This window comes from Burkholderia sp. Se-20378, from assembly GCF_017104665.1.
In the GTDB taxonomy this organism is placed as follows: Bacteria; Pseudomonadota; Gammaproteobacteria; order Burkholderiales; family Burkholderiaceae; genus Burkholderia; species Burkholderia lata.
Genome location: NZ_JAAGPG010001198.1, coordinates 1 through 715, shown reverse-complemented (window position 1 = coordinate 715; position 715 = coordinate 1). Strand labels below are relative to the sequence as shown.

Below are 715 nucleotides of genomic sequence, written 5' to 3'. Positions count from 1 at the left end.
TGTCGCGCGGCGCACGGCCCGGGATCGTGCTGGCCGCGACGTCGGTCGCGATCGGCGTGGCCGGCGCGGGGCTCTTCAGCGCGGCTACGCCCGCGCCGCTCGCGGTCGCGCTGGGCTTTGCGTTCTCGGCGATCGCGGGGATGCTGCCCGCGACGATTCTCGCGTGTGCGCCGGGCTCCGCACCGACGCCGTCGCTGGCGCCGCTCAGCATCGGCTGGGTCGTGCAGGGCAACTATCTCGGACAGGTGATCGGGCCGCTGGCGATCGGCGCGATCGTCGGTGCGTTCGGCTGGTCGGGCGGCATCGGGCTGATGCTCGCGGCCGCCGTCACCGGCGCGGCGATCGGCCTGTCGCTGCTGCGCGAACCGATGGGCCGGCGCTGAGCGCGGCGCCGTTCAACCTGCACGGAAATCCGTCAAGCATGCTCAACACCATGGAAAGCCTGATTTGCGAAGAAGACGTGCCGTGCGATGCACCGGCATGGGTCGAAGACGATGCGATGCCGCCGCGTGGCGGCGTCGCGCATCCGCTCGTGACGATCGGCCGGGCGCCGGTTCCCGAGCACACCGCAGCGGCCGTCTCGCCGTTGCGCCCGCAACTGTTCGTCACGGTGCTGGAGGCCGACGACAATGCGCTGCTGATTCGCTGGGTCGAGAGCGGCCGGTGCCATTACGGCGAGCAGCGCTGGCGCTTGCGCGTCGCGTTGCAGCCGGGA

2 pseudogenes are annotated in these 715 nt (G+C 71.7%); both read left to right on the top strand.

Going from position 1 to position 715, the window contains the following annotated elements:
* Window positions 1-383, top strand: a pseudogene (locus tag G3N93_RS40985) (MFS transporter); the annotation flags it as partial.
* Window positions 384-421: 38 nt separating this feature from the next.
* Window positions 422-715: pseudogene (locus G3N93_RS40980) on the top strand (hypothetical protein); the annotation flags it as partial.